Source organism: Sphingomonas aerolata (assembly GCF_003046295.1).
GTDB lineage: Bacteria > Pseudomonadota > Alphaproteobacteria > Sphingomonadales > Sphingomonadaceae > Sphingomonas > Sphingomonas aerolata.
Genome location: NZ_PZZN01000002.1, coordinates 633,036 through 650,928, shown reverse-complemented (window position 1 = coordinate 650,928; position 17,893 = coordinate 633,036). Strand labels below are relative to the sequence as shown.

Annotated in this window: 14 protein-coding genes; 7 read left to right on the top strand and 7 right to left on the bottom strand. The window is 66.2% G+C overall.

What is annotated here, in order from left to right; genetic code table 11:
- Positions 1 to 65: 65 nt before the first annotated feature.
- The 4 genes from C8J24_RS10360 to C8J24_RS10345 all read left to right on the top strand — a co-directional run bounded on the left by C8J24_RS10360 (position 66) and on the right by C8J24_RS10345 (position 6,156).
- Complete coding sequence (locus C8J24_RS10360) at positions 66 to 1,592, top strand: TadA family conjugal transfer-associated ATPase (protein ID WP_166746812.1); 1,527 nt, start codon at positions 66 to 68, stop codon at positions 1,590 to 1,592.
- A 306-nt stretch (positions 1,593 to 1,898) separates the two neighbouring features.
- A complete protein-coding gene (locus tag C8J24_RS10355) occupies positions 1,899 to 3,110 on the top strand; it encodes a glycosyltransferase 87 family protein (RefSeq protein WP_244180682.1) in 1,212 nt (403 codons plus the stop codon).
- Positions 3,111 to 3,364: 254 nt separating this feature from the next.
- A complete protein-coding gene (locus tag C8J24_RS10350) occupies positions 3,365 to 4,630 on the top strand; it encodes a PDZ domain-containing protein (RefSeq protein WP_244180614.1) in 1,266 nt (421 codons plus the stop codon).
- On the top strand, positions 4,630 to 6,156 hold the full coding sequence (locus C8J24_RS10345) for a hypothetical protein (RefSeq protein WP_107932168.1): 1,527 nt from the start codon (positions 4,630 to 4,632) through the stop codon (positions 6,154 to 6,156). Before C8J24_RS10350 ends, C8J24_RS10345 begins: the two co-directional genes overlap by 1 nt.
- Here C8J24_RS10345 and C8J24_RS10340 read toward each other — a convergent pair.
- On the bottom strand, positions 6,072 to 7,691 hold the full coding sequence (locus C8J24_RS10340; RefSeq protein ID WP_167396741.1) for an amidase: 1,620 nt from the start codon (positions 7,689 to 7,691) through the stop codon (positions 6,072 to 6,074). The two genes, C8J24_RS10345 and C8J24_RS10340, sit on opposite strands and share 85 nt — an antisense overlap.
- 64 nt (positions 7,692 to 7,755) lie before the next feature.
- A complete protein-coding gene (locus C8J24_RS10335; protein WP_037530558.1) occupies positions 7,756 to 8,583 on the bottom strand; it encodes a ferredoxin--NADP reductase in 828 nt (275 codons plus the stop codon).
- A 306-nt stretch (positions 8,584 to 8,889) separates the two neighbouring features.
- Here C8J24_RS10335 and uvrB point away from each other — a divergent pair, with 306 nt between their 5' ends.
- On the top strand, positions 8,890 to 11,088 hold the full coding sequence (gene uvrB / locus C8J24_RS10330) for an excinuclease ABC subunit UvrB (protein WP_031441377.1): 2,199 nt from the start codon (positions 8,890 to 8,892) through the stop codon (positions 11,086 to 11,088).
- Between the two features lie 171 nt (positions 11,089 to 11,259).
- Here the strand turns inward: uvrB and C8J24_RS10325 are convergent, their stop codons facing one another.
- The gene (locus C8J24_RS10325) at positions 11,260 to 11,637 is read right to left on the bottom strand and encodes a PRC-barrel domain-containing protein (protein ID WP_031395809.1); all 378 of its coding nucleotides are present in this window, start codon (positions 11,635 to 11,637) and stop codon (positions 11,260 to 11,262) included.
- Between the two features lie 117 nt (positions 11,638 to 11,754).
- On the opposite strand from C8J24_RS10325, the gene C8J24_RS10320 reads away from it, so the two are divergent.
- On the top strand, positions 11,755 to 12,303 hold the full coding sequence (locus tag C8J24_RS10320; protein ID WP_107932166.1) for a hypothetical protein: 549 nt from the start codon (positions 11,755 to 11,757) through the stop codon (positions 12,301 to 12,303).
- A gap of 560 nt (positions 12,304 to 12,863) precedes the next feature.
- On the opposite strand, the gene C8J24_RS17980 is transcribed toward C8J24_RS10320, so the two are convergent.
- The 3 genes from C8J24_RS17980 to C8J24_RS10305 all read right to left on the bottom strand — a co-directional run bounded on the left by C8J24_RS17980 (position 12,864) and on the right by C8J24_RS10305 (position 15,940).
- On the bottom strand, positions 12,864 to 13,394 hold the full coding sequence (locus tag C8J24_RS17980) for a DUF2501 domain-containing protein (protein ID WP_052149325.1): 531 nt from the start codon (positions 13,392 to 13,394) through the stop codon (positions 12,864 to 12,866).
- 71 nt (positions 13,395 to 13,465) lie between these two features.
- Positions 13,466 to 14,983 (bottom strand): fumarate hydratase, encoded by a 1,518-nt coding sequence (locus tag C8J24_RS10310; protein WP_107932164.1) that lies wholly within the window; start codon positions 14,981 to 14,983, stop codon positions 13,466 to 13,468.
- A 207-nt stretch (positions 14,984 to 15,190) separates the two neighbouring features.
- Positions 15,191 to 15,940, bottom strand: a complete 750-nt coding sequence (locus C8J24_RS10305) for a hypothetical protein (protein ID WP_107932787.1) — start codon at positions 15,938 to 15,940, stop codon at positions 15,191 to 15,193.
- A gap of 205 nt (positions 15,941 to 16,145) precedes the next feature.
- On the opposite strand from C8J24_RS10305, the gene C8J24_RS10300 reads away from it, so the two are divergent.
- A complete protein-coding gene (locus C8J24_RS10300; RefSeq protein ID WP_107932162.1) occupies positions 16,146 to 16,847 on the top strand; it encodes an NAD-dependent deacylase in 702 nt (233 codons plus the stop codon).
- On the opposite strand, the gene lgt is transcribed toward C8J24_RS10300, so the two are convergent.
- Positions 16,848 to 17,678 (bottom strand): prolipoprotein diacylglyceryl transferase, encoded by an 831-nt coding sequence (gene lgt, locus C8J24_RS10295; protein ID WP_107932160.1) that lies wholly within the window; start codon positions 17,676 to 17,678, stop codon positions 16,848 to 16,850. It abuts the gene before it with no gap.
- Positions 17,679 to 17,893 lie beyond the last annotated feature (215 nt).

Here is a 17,893-nt window from a genome sequence, read left to right as displayed (position 1 = left end):
GATTGGTTAGCGAATTGGCAAGGCTTCGCCGGTAACCCCGGCATTAACGATCGAGGGACTGGTGCATGAGCGCGTTCGGACGACGCAGTGGGATGAGTGGCGGAACGGCAGCGCGGCCCGCGTTCGGCGTCGCGCGACCGATGCAGGGCGGCGGCCCCGCCCCGCGACCCGATCCCGAAGGCGGCGCGCAATTTCCTGCGCTCGACACCCTCCTGCCGATGCCCGGCGAGACCGAGGGCGGCGTGCCGATCGGCCAGGTCGACGCGATGCAGCGACTCGCGGATCGTCAGGCCGCGTCGGGCGATGCGGGCGCGAGCAAGGTCGAGGGCTTCGAACAGTCGATCCACAAGATCAAGGAACAGGTGCTCCCCCGCCTGCTCGAACGTGTCGATCCCGAGGCCGCGGCGACGCTCGGCAAGGACGAGCTGGCGGAGGAATTCCGCCCGATCATCGGCGAGGTGCTCGCCGAGCTGAAGCTGACGCTCAACCGCCGCGAACAGTTCGCGCTGGAAAAGGTGCTGGTCGACGAGCTGCTCGGGCTCGGGCCGTTGGAGGAACTGCTCGCGGATCCGAACATCACCGACATCATGGTGAACGGCCCCGAACAGACCTATGTCGAGCGCAAGGGCAAGCTCGAACTCGCCCCCATCCAGTTCCGCGATGAGGAGCATCTGTTCCAGATCGCGCAGCGGATCGTGAATTCGGTCGGTCGCCGCGTCGACCAGACCACCCCGCTCGCCGACGCCCGCCTCAAGGACGGCAGCCGCGTCAACGTGATCGTGCCGCCGCTGAGCTTGCGCGGCACCGCGATCTCGATTCGTAAGTTTTCGGCCAAGCCGATCACGCTCGACATGATGGCCGGGTTCGGCAGCATGAGCCCCAAGATGGCGACCGCGCTCAAGATCGCGGGCGCGTCGCGCTTCAACGTCGTCATCTCGGGCGGTACCGGTTCGGGCAAGACGACGATGCTCAATGCGCTGTCGAAAATGATCGACCCGGGCGAGCGCGTGCTCACGATCGAGGACGCCGCCGAGCTTCGCCTTCAACAGCCGCACTGGCTCCCGCTCGAGACGCGGCCCGCCAATCTGGAGGGCCAGGGCGAGATCAGCATCCGCGATCTCGTCAAGAACGCGCTGCGTATGCGTCCCGATCGGATCATCCTGGGCGAGATCCGTGGGTCCGAGTGTTTCGACATGCTCGCGGCGATGAATACCGGTCACGACGGCTCGATGTGCACGCTCCACGCCAACTCCCCGCGCGAGGCGCTCGCGCGTATGGAGAACATGGTGATGATGTCGGACATCAAGGTTCCGAAGGAGGCGATCTCGCGTCAGATCGCCGATTCGGTCGAGCTGATCATCCAGGTGAAGCGCCTGCGCGACGGCTCGCGCCGCGTCACCAACATCACCGAGGTGATAGGCATGGAGGGCCCCGTGATCGTCACGCAGGAGCTGTTCAAGTTCGAATATCTCGACGAGAGCGCGGACGGCAAGATCCTCGGCGAATACCGCTCGATGGGCCTGCGCCCCTACACGCTCGACAAGGCCAAGCAGTTCGGCTTCGACCAGGCCTATCTGGAGGCGTGCCTCTGACTTCTGCTGGCCGCATATAGGACAGGTGGTTGAGACCGTGCTAAAAATGCCAGTCTGTGTGTGCCCAGTTCCGGACGTTCGGATCGTCTGCGCTACTATCCAGCTATTGTCGTTTATTGATTTTAATCTGATGATCTTGTTCGACTTGTTTTACCTGTCCTCCGAGCGGTGATTGTAAAGCGAGCGGCGGACCGTCCGGCCCAAGAGCGCGCCAGCGTTATCAGCGTCGATATGCACCACCAACGTCCATCTAGCTTAGCTTTTCTCGTTCGTCACCGAATGGTGTTGTTGTGTGCACTGTTGATCGTGCTGGGCTTGGCCGAGCGGCTTGCATTTTTGCCGGTGCGCACGTCGGACATGGGGATCTATCAAACGCCATGGTTGCAGGCTGCCGAACGAGCAGGCGGAAGCTATCTGCGACACAAGTTCACTAACTACACGCCATTCTACGAACATTGCATGGCGCTCATGGCGCTGTTTCCCGGAACCGCGGTCCTGCGGATCAAGATCTCTGGGGTATTGTTTGACGGGGTGCTGGCATTTAGCGTCACGCGTCTCGTGCCGCGAGGCAGAAGACTGCTCGCCGCGGCAGTTACGCTGGCGCTGCCGACCATCGCGATGAATTCGGCCCTGCTCGCCCAGTCCGATGCGATCTATGGGGCCATGGTCGCTGCTTGCATCGCCGCTGCTCTGCGAAAGAAGCCGGTATGGGCGATGCTTGCCTTCTCGGCTGCCATTGCGGTCAAGCTGCAGGCGATTTTGGTCGCACCGTTGCTTGTGCTGCTGTGGCTGGACCGTCGCCAACCCTTATGTTCGTTTGCGCTTGTCCCGCTCACGTACGTGCTGTTCGCGCTGCCCATGGCCATGGCGGGCCGTTCAGCGATCGAGATCTTTGGCGTCTACAGCCAGCAATACGACTTTTTTGCAATTCTGTCCGTCAATGCGCCGAATGTCTGGCAGGTCGGGCAGAGCATGATGAGTTACGAACGCGGCCTGATGCTGGGCCTGCCCTGCGCGGTGATGCTGACGGGTACTGCCATCCTGCTGCTATGGCGCGCAGGCACGCTGCATGCGCGCAATGGGCTTCTGTTGGCTGCGGCGATCCTGCTGATCATTGTCCCCTACGTCACACCTAAAATGCATGATCGATACTTCTATCTGGTCGATCCGGTTATGGTAGCGCTGGCTTGCCGTGACCGTCGTTTCCTTGCACCCATGCTCCTCGCCCAAACAGCGTCTCTCCTGTCCTATGTGCCATTTATTGCCGACAGCTACATCGCGTTTGACCCGGTATGGGGCCGCGCCGGCGAGGTCGCGCAGGTAACCAGGCTCAATTACGGGATACTGCCCCTGTTCGGCGCCGTTGCGATGGGGGCTGCGCTGATCCTGTTGATGGGTGAGGCGTACCGGTGTGCCAAATGGGACACCGGCATTCTACGACGCTGGCCTTGGGGGGGCGGTTTTCAGGCTTATCGCTTCGCGGACGACGGGCGGCACTCGCTGTCGGGTAGGCGGTAGGCGTCTGACGGACAACGCCGCCGTCGTCAGGAGCGACGGGACAAGCGTCGGACCATTGCAATGGAAGCGTAAGACAGCGGCAGGAAGGGCAGACAGCGCGCTCTTACGTGCGAGCGGCGCACCAGTCTGGATGAACGGCGCCGACAAACTGCGGCTTCACCAGACGCCGCCCGGCCGGTTTCCTCTCTAGCCTACCTGCCCCCGAGGGAGGTGCAGCTTGTAAGGCCCCGCCAACGCGCTAGGGACGGGTGCACATGCGTATGCTTACCCTCGCCATCGTCCCGCTATTGGCGGTTCTGAGCGTTTCGGCGCGGCAGCCGGCATCGGAGGCCGTGCCCGAGGCCAATCCGTCCGGTTCCACCCCCGGCACATCCCCCGGCCCCGCCACTTCCCCCGCCGACCGCGACCAGGGCGTCGCCCGTCTTGCCGCCGATACCGAAACACGCTGGGTGCCGTTCGACCTGACGCCGGGCAACCAGATCCGGTTCGTAATGCAGATCGACGGGCGCAGCATCACCGCGATCCTCGATACGGGGGTCAGTTATACGTTGCTCGCAGACACCTCCCCCGCGGTCGTCCGGCGCGCGCTGAAGCCCGGCGGGCGGGCGAGCGCGATCGGCGGGTCGGTCGCGCTGCGCTGGATGCCGACGCGGTCGATCACGCTCGGCGGCCTGACGCGCAGCGGCGGCGGTGTCAGTGTTGCCGCCCTCCCTGCGCTCGCGACCGGCAGCGCGACCGCGGTCGACCTGCTGGTCGGGCGGGACCTGCTAGCCGCGCATGCGCTCGACATCGATTATCCCGCGCGCCGCTTCCGGCTGATCCCGACCGGGCGGCTGCCCTTTGCGGGCGATACCGCGCCGCTGACGATCTCGTCCGATCGGCGCGTCTATGAAAGCGCGATCCGGATCGGCACGCACGCGCTGGCGCCGATCGTCGTCGATACCGGCGACGGATCGGCGATCACCGTGACCGCGGCGGGCTGGCGCCGTGCCGCGCCGCCGGGGCTGCCGACCACCACCGCGATCGCCTATGGGCTCGGCGGCTCGGTCGTCAGCGGCCTCGCGATCGCCCCCGAGATCCGGGTCGGTACGCTCGTCGCGCGAGACACCGAGGTGCGGATCGAGCCCGAGGCGGGCTTTTCGCAGTCGATCGGCGCCGCCGGGCGGCTCGGCTCGGGGTTTCTCCAGCATTATCGCGTGCTGCTCGACCCGAGCGCGGCGCGGATGGTCCTGCGCCGCGGTGACGTCGCCGATCCCCGCCCCATCCGGTCGACCAGCGGCCTGCTGATGGGTGTCGAAAGCAACCGGCTGAAGGTCCTGCACGTGATGCGCGGCGGCCCGGCCGAGGCGAGCGGGTGGCAGGTCGGCGACCTGATCTGTTCGATCGACGGCCAGCCCATCCCCCGCGACTATCCAACCAGCCCGCTGGCGGACTGGACCATCCGCCCGCCCGGCAGCGTCGTCCGACTCGGGCTGTGCGACGGGACGACGCGCACGCTGACGCTCAGGACTTTCTACTGATGACATCGTCCACGACTGCATCGTCCGGATCCCGCTGGACCCCCGCGCTGATCCTGCTGATGATCGCGCTGGCGATCCGCGTCTGGGATTTCGGCAATCCGGTGATCGCCGTCGACGAGCAATATTATCTGCTAGTCGGCGACCGTATGCTGCACGGCGCGATCCCCTTTCTCGACATCTGGGATCGCAAGCCGATCGGGCTTTTCCTGCTGTTCGCGGCGATCCGGCTGCTCCCCGGCGACGGGATTCTCGCCTATCAGCTGGTCGCGACCGGCTGCGCCTGGCTGACTGCGGTCCTCGTTCATCACGGCGCGATGCGGATCGGCGCGACGCGGCGTGGTGCGCTGGCGGCAGGAGCGACCTATCTGGCCGGGTTGTCGCTGCTCAGCGGCGGCGGCGGGCAGGCGCCGGTCTTCTACAATCTGCCGATCGCCATCGCCGCGCTGCTGACCTTCCGCCTGCCCGCACTCGCGGCGGCGAACGACCGCCGCGCGATCGTGCGTGGCGGCGCGCTGGCCTGCCTGCTCGCAGGGATCGCGATCCAGATGAAATACACGCCCGCCTTCGAAGGCGCGTTCTTCGGGCTGGCGCATCTCTGGTTCCACCGCCGCACCGGCGCGCCGGTCTCAGCGACGCTGGGTGCGGCGCTGCTGTGGATCGCCGTCGGGCTCGCGCCGTCGCTCGCCGCGCTTGGCTGGTACACCGCGCACGACCTGTTCGCGACCTTCTGGTTCGCCAACGTCACCTCGATCTTCCTGCGCCCCGGCTATCCGCTCGCGCAGGTGGTGATGCGACTGCTCGGCATCCTCGTCCAGCTGCTGCCGCTGATCGCCGCCGCGGCGATCACCTGGCATCGCCGCGCGCATCTCGGGATCGACCGTGCGGTCGCGCGGCTCGCCTTTGGCTGGCTGATCGCGGCGTCGCTCGGCTTCCTCGCGATTGGTACCTTCTTCGATCATTACGGCCTGCCGCTGGTCGCCCCGCTGGCGATCGCCGCCGCGCCCGCGCTGTCACGCCATGCCAAGCTGCTCGCCATCGCGCTGATCGTCCCCTTCACGATCCTTGCGGTCGAACGCGTCGTCCGGCGCGACGACTCCGCCGGCGCCTATGCGCTGGCCCGCATCGTCCAGGCGAACAGTGGCGACGAATGCCCCTATGTGTTCCGCGGCGACACCGTCACCTATCTGCTCGCACGGACCTGCGTGCCGACGCCCTACGCCTTTCCCAACCTGCTCAGCCTGTCGACCGAGCAGGGCGCGACCGGGATCAACGAGGCGGCAGAGGTCCGCCGTATCCTCGCCAACCGTCCGCCGGTAATCGTCACCTCGACGCGCCGCCTGTCGATCTGGAACGTCGGCAGCCTGCGCGCGCTGAAGGCGACGCTCGCGAGCGACTATCGCCTCGTCTTCACCACGCGCCGGCTGAAGGATCGCAGCGCCGTCTATCTGCGCAACGACCGCGTGTTCGTCGCCCCCGGGCAGCGGGCCCCGTCGAGTCCGGTGCCCACCGCCGCCGACGGCAGGTAACGCGGCGCGGTCCGCGCCTTGGCCCGCTGTTCATAGGCATAGCCTGCGTTCAGCACCGTGCCGTCGCCGTAGCGTGTCGCGATGAACGACAGCCCGACCGGCAGCCCGCGGACAAGCCCCATCGGCACGGTCAGGTTAGGATAGCCAGCGACCGCGGGCAGTTCGCTCGCGCTCGGCCCGCCATATTGGTCGCCATAGACCGGCTCGCTGAGCCAGGCGGGACCATAGGTCGGCTCGACGAGCACCGTCGCCCGCGCGGTCTTCAGCATCGCGTCGATCCCCTCCGCGCCTGCAAGCCGCAGCGATTTCGCACGGGCCGCCTTGTAGGCCGGGTCGTCGAGCCCCTTGGTCTTGGCCGCCGCCTCAAACGTCTCCTGCGCAAAGAACGGCATCTCCGCTGCTTCATTGGCGCGATTGAACGCGATCACCTGGTCGAGCGTCCGGGTCCGCACCGCCGCGGGGGTGGTCGCGAGATAGGTGTCGAGATCCGCCTTCAGCTCGGTCTGGAGTACCAGCAGCTCCGCCTCGCCGATCCCGTCGAGCTTGGGCTGCTTGACCTCGACGAGCACCGCGCCCGCCGCCTTGAGCACGCCCAGCGCCACCTCGTACCGCGCCGCGACGTCCGCGGTCATCTCGGGCCGGACGACCCCGATCCGCAACCCCGAGAGTGCGCTGGTCGACAGGGCGGCGGCATAGTCGCGCTTGTACGCGCCTGCCCCCGCGGTCGCGGCATCCGCCGGATCCGCTGCGATCATCGCCGAGAACATCGTCGCCACGTCGCGCACGCTGCGCGCCATCGGCCCCGGCGTGTCCTGGCTATGGCTGATCGGCACGACATGCGTCCGGCTGACCAGCCCGATCGTAGGCTTCAGCCCGACCAGCCCGTTGATCGATGACGGGCACACGACCGAGCCATCGGTCTCGGTGCCGATCGCCGCTGCTGCAAAGCTCGCCGCGATCGCCGCGCCCGACCCGCTCGACGATCCGCACGCGGTCCGGTCGAGCGCATAGGGATTGCGGACCAGCCCGCCGATCGCGCTCCACCCACTCATCGACCGCGTCGACCGGATGTTCGCCCATTCGCTGAGGTTGGTCTTGCCGAGGATCACCGCCCCCGCCGCGCGCAGCTGCGCGACCACGGGCGCGTCGCGGCGCGTCATATTGTCCTTGAGCGCCAGGCTGCCCGCGGTGGTCGGCATCGCGTCGGCGGTCTCGACATTGTCCTTGATCAGCACCGGCACGCCGTGCAGCGGTCCGCGCACCCGCCCTGCCCGACGCTCCGCGTCGAGCGCCTTGGCCTGGGCCAGCGCATCGGGATTGAGCGCGATCACGCTGCGCAGCGTCGGCCCCTTGCGGTCCATCGCCGCGATCCGCGCGAGATATGCCCGGACCAGATCGACGCTGCTCGCCGTCCCCGCCGTCATGCTCGCCTGAAGCTGATCGATCGAGCGTTCCTCGACCGCGACGGTCCTGGCCGCCGCCGCCATTGGCATGGCGGCGGTGGCGAGCAGGATCCCCGTGATGATATGGCGCATTTTCAGTCCCCCTTTGGCCTGGACGCTATCGGGGATCGGACGGCGCGCCAAGCGCCCTGGCGGGTCAGCCGACGAAGGCGCGCTCGATCACGAACGTACCGGGCTTGGAATTCGCGCCCTCTTCAAAGCCCTGCGCCTCGAGCATCACCGCGAACTCCTTGATCATCTCGGTCGATCCGCACAGCATCGCGCGGTCGGTCTCGGGGTTCAGCTTCTGGTCGCCGCGCACCGGATGGCCGAACAGCGACGCGTCCTCGATCAGCGCACCGATCCGCCGCGTGGTGCGGAACGGCTCGCGCGTGACGGTCGGGATGTAGTGGAACTGCGTGGCCGCCTCCTCGGCGATCAGCGGATCCTCGGCGAGCAACGCGACCATCTCGTCGTGATAGGCAAGGTCGCTGACGCGGCGCACGCTGTGCACGACGATCACCTGCTCATAGGCCGAATAAACGTCGGGATCGCGCATCAGGCTGAGGAAGGGGGCAAGGCCGGTGCCCGTCGAGAACATGAAGAGGCGCTTGCCCGGGAGCAGCGCGTCTAGCACCAGCGTGCCCGTCGGCTTCTTGCCCAGATACACCTCGTCACCCGGCTGGATCAGCTGGAGCTTCGACGTCAGCGGACCGTCCTCGACCTTGATCGACAGGAATTCGAGCTCTTCCGAATAATGCGGGCTCGCGATCGAATAGGCGCGCATGATCGGCTTGCCGCCCTCCTGCGGAAGGCCGATCATCACGAATTCGCCCGAGCGGAAGCGGAAGGTCGACGGGCGCTCGATCGCGAAACTGAACAGATGCTCGTTCCAGTGGCGCACCCACAGAACCTTGGCGTTGAGGAACGCGGGGGTCTCCGGGATGAGCACGGGCGCGCGGGTTTCGAGGGTTTCGGCGGTCATGCGTCTATTCCTTGGCCGCGCGGATTCGCGCCGGCGGGTCGATGGCTTGCGAAACGGTCGCATTATGGATGCGCGTGCAGTGGGTCAACATTAGCAAAGCTTGGGGCCGCACAATGCTCGCCGCATTAGAACGTCCGTCATTGGTGCGCAGGCGGGAATCCCTACTGGCAGCGCTCTCCCTTAAAATGCTGGCGGGGTAGGCTATGGATCCCCGCCTTCGCGGGGACGACGGGTGGTTTGCGGATTGACGAATGCCGGCAATGGCGGCGTTGTCGTCGTGCCACCTGTTCCCCATATTCCCCCTCGATGGCCATCCAGATCCGCACCAGCCTCGCCGAACCCGAAACCGGCGACACCTTCGTCCCGCACCGCCCGACCGCGCGCCCCGCAAAGGTCGAGGGCGGCAAGCGGTTCAAGCTCGTGAGCGAATATGAGCCGGCAGGCGACCAGCCGACCGCGATCGCCGAACTCGTCTCGGCGATCGGCGAGGGCGAGAAGGATCAGGTGCTGCTGGGCGTCACCGGATCGGGCAAGACCTTCACGATGGCGAGCGTGATCGAACGCGTGCAGCGGCCTGCGCTGATCCTCGCGCCCAACAAGATCCTCGCAGCGCAGCTTTACGGCGAGATGAAGTCGTTCTTCCCTGACAACGCGGTCGAATATTTCGTCAGCTATTATGATTATTATCAGCCTGAGGCGTATGTCGCGCGGTCGGACACGTATATCGAGAAGGAGTCCTCGACCAACGAGTCGATCGACCGGATGCGGCATTCGGCGACGCGCGCGCTGCTCGAACGCGACGACGTGATCATCGTCGCGTCGGTATCGTGCCTGTACGGCATCGGCTCCGTCGAGACCTATTCGGCGATGATCTTCGACCTGAAAAAGGGCACGACGGTCGACCAGCGCGAGATCGTGCGCAAGCTCGTCGCGCTTCAGTACAAGCGCAACGACGCGGCGTTCCAGCGCGGCAATTTCCGCGTGAAGGGCGACACGCTCGAGATCTTCCCGTCGCATTACGAGGACAGCGCGTGGCGCATCTCGTTCTTCGGCGACGATATCGAGGAGATCACCGAGTTCGACCCGCTGACCGGCAAGAAGGTCGCGTCGCTCAACTCGGTGCGCGTCTATGCGAACTCGCATTACGTGACGCCCGGCCCGACGCTGAAACAGGCGGGCGAGGCGATCAAGCACGAGCTGGCCGAGCGGCTGAAGGAGCTGGTGCTCGAGGGCAAGCTGCTCGAGGCGCAGCGGCTCGAGCAGCGCACGAACTTCGATCTCGAGATGATCGCGGCGACCGGCAGCTGCGCGGGGATCGAGAATTACTCGCGCTTCCTCACCGGCCGGATGCCGGGTGAGCCGCCGCCCACGCTGTTCGAATATCTGCCCGACAACGCTTTGCTGTTCGTCGATGAGAGCCATGTCACGATCGGCCAGATCAACGGCATGTCGCGCGGCGATCACCGCCGCAAGCTGACGCTCGCCGAATATGGGTTCCGCCTGCCGAGCGCGATCGACAACCGGCCGCTCAGGTTCAACGAATGGGACGCGATGCGCCCGCCGACGACCTATGTCTCGGCGACTCCCGGCAGCTGGGAGATGGAGCAGACCGGCGGCGTGTTCGCCGAACAGGTCATCCGCCCGACCGGGCTGATCGATCCGCCTGTCGAGATCAAGCCGGTCGAGGAGCAGGTGCAGGACCTGATCGTCGAGGTCGGGAAGACCACCGCGCTTGGATACCGTACGCTCGTCACCACGCTGACGAAGCGGATGGCGGAGGATCTGACCGAGTATATGCACGAGGCGGGGATCAAGGTCCGCTACATGCACAGCGACGTCGAGACGCTCGAGCGTATCGAGCTGATCCGCGACCTGCGGCTGGGCGTGTACGACGTGCTGATCGGCATCAACCTGTTGCGCGAGGGGTTGGACATCCCCGAATGCGGGCTGGTCGCGATCCTTGATGCGGACAAGGAGGGCTTCCTGCGGTCCGAGACCTCGCTGATCCAGACGATCGGTCGTGCGGCGCGTAACGTCGACGGCCGCGTGATCCTGTACGCCGACCGCGTCACGGGCTCTATGGAGCGCGCGATGAACGAGACGGCGCGGCGCCGCGAGAAGCAGGTCGCGTACAACACCGAACACGGCATCACGCCGACGACGATCCGCCGCAACATCGGCGACATCATCGCGCACGTCGCCAGCCAGGATCAGGTCACCGTCCCGATCGACGAGGACCGCCCGCACATGGTCGGCCACAACCTGCGTGCCTATATCGAGGATCTGGAAAAGCAGATGCGCAAGGCCGCGTCGGATCTGGAGTTCGAGACCGCCGGGCGGCTGCGAGACGAGATCCGGCAGCTGGAGAACGAGGAGCTTGGCCTGCCGGTGGACCAGCAGAAGGCGCCGGTCATGGGCCGTTCGAACGAGGGCAAGCCAGGCACGCGGAAAACGCGCTACGGGAAGAGCCAGAAAATGCGGATGGGTGGCTCGCGGTCTCGCTAAGGTCGCGCCTTGCTGCCGTTTTAAACGCCGGTTAAGGCTGGTAACCCTGGATCCTGACTTTCGTCAGGATGACGAGGAAGGGGTGGACAGCGCAAAGCTTAAATCCATTCCGTCATCCTGACGAAAGTCAGGATCCAGAGCCGCAAAAACCGCCCCTTCCCCGCGCTCGCGTCAGCCGACGACGAGATCCTCGCTGCTCGACCCATAATAGCTCGCCACCCGGTCGGCATAGGCCTGGTCGAAGACCGGCGCGTTGTTCGACCAGCTCGGGCCTCCCTCGAGCACGCGCTTGTCGATCGTCACCACATACAGGTCACGCACCGCGTCGAACTGGAGCAGCGCGAACGGCAGCGGGTAAAAGCTCTTGCCCATGCCCAGGAACCCGCCGAGGCTCAGCACGGCATGCGTCGCGCGCCCGGTACCCTTGTGCACCATGAAGGCATAAACCGTCCCGACCGCGTCGCCATCGCGGCTCTCGACCTTCATCGTCCCCGAAATATTGGCCTGAACGAGCAGCTGGGTGGGGGTCTGGGCAACGGTATCGGACATGGATCGTCTCCTGATTTACAGTGTTCCGTCGCTGAACCGGTAGCAGCGTGCGCCGGTTCCCACGCGATCGCCGTCCTCGCGCCTTGAGCGGCCGCCGGGCGTGCCGCATAGCGGGTCATGCGCGCCCACACCCCTATCGCCGCTGGCTGGCCCATCGCCGCCGGCCTCGCCACGCTGACGCTGATCGCCGGTTGCGTTGCGCCGCCCCGCGCCGAACCGCCGCCGCCGGCACCGCGCGTCGAGGCGCCCGCCCCCGCCCCACGCCCCGCCCCGCTTGCGGCTGACTGGCGCGACTGGCCCTATACGCCGGGAAGCTGGACCTATCGCCGCGATCCGCGCGGATCGGTGGCGAGTTTCGGAGCGCAGGCGGCGCTGCCCGCACTGACACTCCAGTGCGATACCGGCACGCGGCAAATCCATCTGTCGCGCACCGCCGCGGCCGCCACGCCGATGACGATCCGCACGTCGAGCGTCACGCGCGCGCTGTCGGTCCAGCCCGGCAGCACGCCCGGCACCGTGACGGCGACGCTGCCGGCCAGCGATCCGCTGCTCGAGGCGATGGGGTTCAGCCGCGGTCGGTTCGTGATCGACCAGGAGGGTCAGCCCGCTCTCGTCATCCCCTCATGGGCGGAGATCGAACGCGTGACCGAGGATTGTCGCGGGTAAGGGCGGGCATATGCCCAGCGTGCCGCACAGCCTTTGAGGATTGCGCGAAATCTTCTGCAAAACAAGACTTGTATCAACAGGGCACCCGGCACACATTGCGGTTGCGGTCAGGCTTGGCCGCGTTGTTTCAACAAGCGAAAGGAGGTGATCCGATGTCTCATGGTTCAGCAGTGAGTTCGGTTCGGTTCGTTCGGGGGACGCGCTACTGATATCCGACGGCATGTGCGGGAGGTATCGCCCTCCAATCAACGCGCATGGCACAGGATGAGGTGGTACGCATGGTCCTCCGGGCTGGAGCTCTCCGGCCGCTGACCATGTCAGGAGGTTGTCGGGTCGTCGTGAGACGCCCCGGCAACCTCTTTTCATTTCTGGGTGGTTTTGTTTGGAGGATGCGGACGTTTCCCCGCATCCTTAAGAGAACGGTGCTCCCCCAACCCACACCGTCATCCTGACGAAAGTCAGGATCCAGAGCCACGCAGGTTGCCCCTAATTACCCTGATCCTGACTTTCGTCAGGATGACGGGACGGGCGACGGCTAGCCGCCCTAGCGCATGCGCCGGTTACAGAAACGCCTTGGCCCGGTTGAGCACGAGGCTGCACATCTTCGTCTTCACCTGTCCGCCGAGATTGTCGAGCGACAGCCCCTGACCGTTCGGCGCCTGAAGCTCCCCCGCCTGTCCCGCTGCAAAGCCAGGCGACGTCCGCACGCCCTGCCGCCCGGTCAACCGCTGCAGGATCGACTGCGCGCCTGCCGCCTGGCCCGTCGCAGGGGACTGCGTCCGGGTCTGGGGCGCCGTTTGCCGCCCCGTTAACGCGCCTAGTGCGCCGCCCTGACCGAGCAGGTTGTTCTTGAGGCAATAGCCTAGCAGACCTGCTGCATTGCCAGCCCCGATCGAACCGATGCTCGACGCGCCACCGCCAAGCAGGCCACCCAGTCCGCCGCCGAGCCCGCCAAGACTGTCACCCAAGCTACCGAGGCCCCCGCTGGACGTACGCGGCGCGGGCGCGGGTGCCCCGCTCTGGGCAACGGCGCTCGTCGTCATCAATGTTGCGACCGCGATCGCGACGACGGGGTTGGCGGGCTTGAACATACGAAACTCCTCTGGTTCGCAAGCTCAACGGAAGGGCTGCCCTCCCCGTTCCACGTCATCAGGACGAACGGTCACGCCGGCGCGAGCAGCCCCTCCCGCGCGATCTTCTCGCGCCAGACGAGCGGCGCCAGCTGGTGGACGTTCTCGCCCGCCGAATCGACCGCGACGGTCACCGGGAAATCGGCGACCTCGAATTCGTAGATCGCTTCCATACCCAGATCCTCGAAGCCGACGACCTTCGATCCCTTGATCGCGCGCGCGACCAGATAGGCCGCACCGCCGACCGCCATCAAATAGGCCGACTTGGCCTCGGCGATTGCCTTAGTCGCATCGCCGCCGCGCTCGGCCTTGCCGACCATCGCGAGCAGGCCCTGGTCGAGCATCATGCGCGTGAACTTGTCCATCCGCGTCGCGGTAGTGGGGCCCGCGGGCCCGACCACCTCGTCGCCGACCGGATCAACCGGCCCGACATAATAGATCACGCGACCACGGAAATCGACGGGCAGCTCCTCGCCCCTGGCCAGCATGTCGGCGATCCGCTTGTGCGCGGCGTCGCGGCCGGTCAGCATCTTGCCGTTCAGCAAAAGGCGGTCGCCATGCTTCCACGTCTGCACGACCTCGGGCGTCAGCGTGTCGAGGTCGACGCGGATCGCGGCCTTGTCGGGCGTCCAGTTGACGTCGGGCCACTCCTCGAGCTTCGGCGCCTCCAGATAGACCGGGCCTGAGCCGTCGAGCACGAAATGCGCGTGGCGCGTGGCGGCGCAGTTCGGAATCATCGCGACCGGCTTCGACGCGGCATGCGTCGGCCAGTCGAAGATCTTGACGTCGAGGATGGTGGAGAGCCCACCCAGCCCCTGCGCGCCGATGCCGAGCGCGTTGACCTTGTCGTAGATCTCGATCCGCAGCGCCTCGATGTCGTTCCTGGGGCCCCGCTCCTTCAGCTGCGCCATGTCGATCGCGCCCATCAGCGACTGCTTGGCGAGGATCATCGACTTTTCCGCGGTGCCGCCGATACCGATGCCGAGCATCCCCGGCGGGCACCAGCCGGCGCCCATCTGCGGGATCATCTCGAGCACCCAGTCGACGATCGAGTCGGACGGGTTCATCATCTTGAACTTCGACTTGTTCTCACTGCCGCCGCCCTTGGCCGCGACGTCGATCGAGACGGTGTTGCCGGGCACCATCTCGACATGCATCACGCTCGGCGTGTTGTCCTTGGTGTTGCGCCGCGTGAAGGCGGGATCGGCGAGGATCGAGGCGCGCAGCTTGTTCTCGGGATTGAGATACGCTTTCCGGACGCCTTCATCGATGACCTCCTGCAAGGAGCGGGTCGAGTCGAGACGGCAGTCCTGGCCCCATTTCACGAAGATCGTGACGATGCCGGTATCCTGGCAGATCGGGCGGTGGCCTTCTGCGCACATCCGGCTGTTGGTCAGGATCTGCGCGATCGCATCCTTGGCGGCGGGGCTCTTCTCGGCCTCGTACGCGACGCCCAGCGCACGGATGTAATCCATCGGGTGGTAGTAGCTGATGAACTGGAGCGCGTCGGCGACGCTTTCGATCAGGTCGGCTTCGGTGATGACGGTCATGCAGCGCCTTTACGGATACGGGTTTGCAGGCGTCTTAGCGGCGATCGGGTGATTTATGAAGATAGGGTCGGCCGGGCGATCGCCGCGCGACCCGCCACGACGTTCGCGCCGGCACGAGGTCCGACGTGCGAGGTTCTCCAAACAAAAGGGGCTGGAGTGGACACATCACCACTCCAGCCCCTCAGGCTGTGATTACGTGCAGCAGTCTTACATCGGCGGCGTCAGGCCATCCTTGCCGACCGCGACGGACCTCGCCCCCGACGCGCCGGCCAAGGTGATCGCGAACAGCTTCTGGCCCTTTGCAAGGACCGATCGCTCGGCCGGCTCGAACCGGACGATCGGCGTGCCGACGGGCACGACGACCTGTGCCTTGCCGCCCTTGTACGAGATGCTGAGCCTGGTCTCGCCGGGCTTGCCCGCGCCGGCGGTCACCGTGCCGTTGGTCATCCCGCTCTGCTGGTCGACGGTGCCGTTGGTCATCGCGCTCTGCCCGTCGACGGTGCCGTTGGTCATCGCACTCTGCTCATCGGCCGCGCCGCCGCCGGCAGCCGCGACCACGCCGGGAACGTCCCAGGGATAATGGCCCTCGCCGGTCCCGCGCATCGCCTCGGGGAAGATGACGAGCTCGACCGCGCGCAGTGCGTCGTCGGGACCGGTCGTCGCGGTGCCGATGAAGTCGCCGTCCTTCAGCGTCGACAGATCGGACTTCACCACCCAGGCGACCTTGGTCTTGGCGTCGAGCGGAACGCTGACCGACTTGCCGTCATAGGTCTGGACGGTCACCGCGTCGGCGCCGACCGCGGTGATCACGCCGCGAACGCGGGTGACGTCGGACGCTGCGCTTGCCGCCGCGCTGGTATTGACGGTGGCAGTGTTGGCGCCGGTCGATGTCGTGTCGCCACAGCCGCCAAGGACCGCGATCACGCCGCTCAACAGCATCAATTTTTTGGTCACCATCGCATTGGATCCTTCGAATATCATGGCGCGCGGTGCCATGACGGCATCGGCGAACGGTGTGCGGCCGGCCACAAAGACATGGTCGGTTCGGTTCAACGCCGTAAACGAGCAACCGGGCGCATCCCGCCGACCCGATGCTCGGAGACGCGAGATATCGGCGTGACTCCGGCTATCCTGGCGACAGCGCCATACGTAGAGGGTGACGATGCAGGATCTACGAAACATCGTCATTCTGACGGGCGCAGGAATTTCTGCCGAAAGCGGCATCGCGACGTTCCGCGGCCCGGGCGGCTTGTGGGAAGGACACCGGGTCGAGGATGTCTGCACGCCCGAGGCGCTCGCCGCGGATCCGGAGTTGGTGCACCGATTCTACGATCTGCGCCGCGCGGCGCTCGCGGGCGTCGAGCCGAATGCGGCGCATCATGCGCTGGCTCGGCTGGATGCGGCGTGGCCGGGCGAGTTGCTGATCGTGACGCAGAACGTCGACGACCTGCACGAGCGCGCGGGCGCGACGCGGATGCTGCATATGCACGGCGAACTGCGGTCGGCGCTGTGTGCCGTCTGCGGCGCGCGCGAGCCTTGGGCCGGCAGCTTGCCAGAGGGGGCGATATGCGGCGCCTGCGGGTCGGCGGCGCTGCGGCCCGACATCGTGTTCTTCGGCGAGATGCCGTACCAGATGGAGCGGATCGAGGCAGCACTGGCGCAGGCCGATCTCTTCGTGTCGATCGGGACGTCGGGGGCGGTCTATCCGGCGGCCGGCTTCGTGCAGACCGCGGCCTATCACGGCGCCGCTACCTTGGAGCTGAACCTCGACCCTTCGATGGGGAGCGTGTTTTTCGAGGAGACGCGGATCGGCGCGGCCGGGGTGCTGGTGCCAGCGTGGGTCAATGAGGTCCTGGGGCGATAGTCACGGGGCGACGCGCGCGCTCTTGAACGACCGGACGTAGAACCAGATACCGGCGCCGATCATCGGCACGCTCAGAGTCTGCCCCATCGTCAGCCCCCACCACAGATGCTCCAGCCCGGCATCGGGCTGGCGGACGAATTCGAGCAGGAAGCGCGCGGTGCCGTACAGGATCAGCCCCGCGCCGAGCAGGTGTCCGGGACGAAGCCGCGCGTCGGTGCGCCAGAACAGATAGGCCAGCATGATCATGCTGAGTCCGCCCTCGAGCGCGGCTTCGTAGAGCTGGCTCGGGTGGCGGGGTATGCCGTCCTGCGTGCCGGGAAAGATCACCGCCCAGGGAAACGAGCTTAACCGACCCCACAACTCCCCATTCACGAAATTGGCGATCCGCACCAGCACGAGGCCGAACGGGGTTGCACACGCCACGTAATCGCACACCCGGAGCAGCGACAGCCGGTGGCGCCGCGTGAACAGGACCAGGCTGACGATCACGCCCAAGAACCCGCCATGCAGCGACATGCCGCCCTGCCATAGCTTCAGCACGTCGAGCGGCGCGCGCCAGATCTCGGGCCGGTAGAACAGGCAATAGCCGAGCCGACCACCGATGATGATGCCCAGCGTCAGGTAGAAGACGAGATCGTCGACATGCCCCGCCGTCATCGGCGCACCGGACCGGCGGAGCATCCTCCGCAGATACCACCAGCCCAGCGCGATCATCGCGATATAGCTGAGCGCGTACCATCGGAGCTGGAACAGGCCGAAATCCAGCGCCACCGGGGACAGATGCAACTGGTCGTAGCGGATCGCGGACGTCGCATCGATCAGGGTTAGCATCGCGTGGTCCTCGTCCGGGTCAGCCGGTGAGGTTTACGGTAGCATCAATAGATTTCAGGAGGTCGCGGGTTTGGTACAATAGGCGTGGGCGTGGGCGTGACGGAGTGCCGAGCCAAAGCCTGTTCTTCGCCCGAACACTACCACCCCGGCGAAGGCCGGGGTCCAGTTGGGAAGGCCTGAGTAACGGAGCGCTGTCCGTCGTGACGCCCGTCTCC

What these genes read in the sequence shown, in the direction of transcription:
- C8J24_RS10305 (WP_107932787.1), bottom strand. Translation starts at nt 15,940, where the DNA reads ATGGTGACCAAAAAATTGATGCTGTTGAGCGGCGTGATCGCGGTCCTT.
- C8J24_RS10320 (WP_107932166.1), top strand. Translation starts at nt 11,755, where the DNA reads ATGCGCGCCCACACCCCTATCGCCGCTGGCTGGCCCATCGCCGCCGGC.
- C8J24_RS17980 (WP_052149325.1), bottom strand. Translation starts at nt 13,394, where the DNA reads ATGTTCAAGCCCGCCAACCCCGTCGTCGCGATCGCGGTCGCAACATTG.
- lgt (WP_107932160.1), bottom strand. Translation starts at nt 17,678, where the DNA reads ATGCTAACCCTGATCGATGCGACGTCCGCGATCCGCTACGACCAGTTG.
- C8J24_RS10325 (WP_031395809.1), bottom strand. Translation starts at nt 11,637, where the DNA reads ATGTCCGATACCGTTGCCCAGACCCCCACCCAGCTGCTCGTTCAGGCC.
- C8J24_RS10300 (WP_107932162.1), top strand. Translation starts at nt 16,146, where the DNA reads ATGCAGGATCTACGAAACATCGTCATTCTGACGGGCGCAGGAATTTCT.
- C8J24_RS10350 (WP_244180614.1), top strand. Translation starts at nt 3,365, where the DNA reads ATGCGTATGCTTACCCTCGCCATCGTCCCGCTATTGGCGGTTCTGAGC.
- C8J24_RS10340 (WP_167396741.1), bottom strand. Translation starts at nt 7,691, where the DNA reads ATGCGCCATATCATCACGGGGATCCTGCTCGCCACCGCCGCCATGCCA.
- C8J24_RS10335 (WP_037530558.1), bottom strand. Translation starts at nt 8,583, where the DNA reads ATGACCGCCGAAACCCTCGAAACCCGCGCGCCCGTGCTCATCCCGGAG.
- C8J24_RS10310 (WP_107932164.1), bottom strand. Translation starts at nt 14,983, where the DNA reads ATGACCGTCATCACCGAAGCCGACCTGATCGAAAGCGTCGCCGACGCG.
- C8J24_RS10360 (WP_166746812.1), top strand. Translation starts at nt 66, where the DNA reads ATGAGCGCGTTCGGACGACGCAGTGGGATGAGTGGCGGAACGGCAGCG.
- C8J24_RS10345 (WP_107932168.1), top strand. Translation starts at nt 4,630, where the DNA reads ATGACATCGTCCACGACTGCATCGTCCGGATCCCGCTGGACCCCCGCG.
- uvrB (WP_031441377.1), top strand. Translation starts at nt 8,890, where the DNA reads ATGGCCATCCAGATCCGCACCAGCCTCGCCGAACCCGAAACCGGCGAC.